The organism is Methylobacterium sp. WL116 (genome assembly GCF_008039455.1).
In the GTDB taxonomy this organism is placed as follows: domain Bacteria; phylum Pseudomonadota; class Alphaproteobacteria; order Rhizobiales; family Beijerinckiaceae; genus Methylobacterium.
Map to the genome: position 1 here is coordinate 1 of NZ_VRUV01001017.1, position 732 is coordinate 732.

Below are 732 nucleotides of genomic sequence, written 5' to 3' on the forward strand. Positions count from 1 at the left end.
GTGACGGACATGGCGATCGCCGTTTCGGGCGAGGCGGTGGACGTCGCCGCCTACGACGCGCTGCGCGCCGCGCTCGCCGAGCCGTCGCCGGGCTACACGCTCGGCCGGGTCGACGTCCTGCCGGCGCGGATCGACGACTTCACCATGGCCGTGTCGCGAAACCCCGGCGGCGGGGTGGTGCTCACGGGCTCGGTGGTCTCGGAGGCGGCGCGCGCCGAGATCGGGCGACTGGCCGCGGAGATCGCCGACGGCGTCGCGGTCGAGGACCGGATGCGCACCGCCCGCGGCCTCGCCAAGGATATCGAGCCGGACGCGCTCGCCAGGTTCCTGGTCCGCCTCATCGGGCTGATGCAAAGCGGCGGCGCCCGCTTCGACGGCGCCCGGGTGTCGGTCGCGGGCGACGCCGTCGACGGCCAGGCCGTCGGCGAGATCGAGACGGTGATGCGCGACGCCAGGCCTCCCGGGGTCGGAGCCGGCGCGGTGGCGCTCACGGTGAAGCCGCTCTCGCCCTACCGCGTCGCGATCCGGCGCGAGGCCGACAGCGTCAGCCTGTCCGGCCACCTGCCCGATACGGAAGCGCGCGACCGGCTGCTCGCGGTGGTGAAGCCGCGCTTCTTCCGCGAGCGCATCCTCGACCGCACCCGCATCGCCGACGGCGCGCCGCCGGACCTCGCCGCCGCTTTGCATCAGCCCGATGAGGCGGCCGGTCCGAGGGTTTGTCCGCGATGCTGA

Annotated in this window: 1 protein-coding gene; it reads left to right on the forward strand. The window is 74.9% G+C overall.

Going from position 1 to position 732, the window contains the following annotated elements; genetic code table 11:
* Positions 1–732: BON domain-containing protein (locus FV223_RS29150; protein WP_187276302.1), on the forward strand; the 732-nt coding region annotated here is incomplete at its 5' end.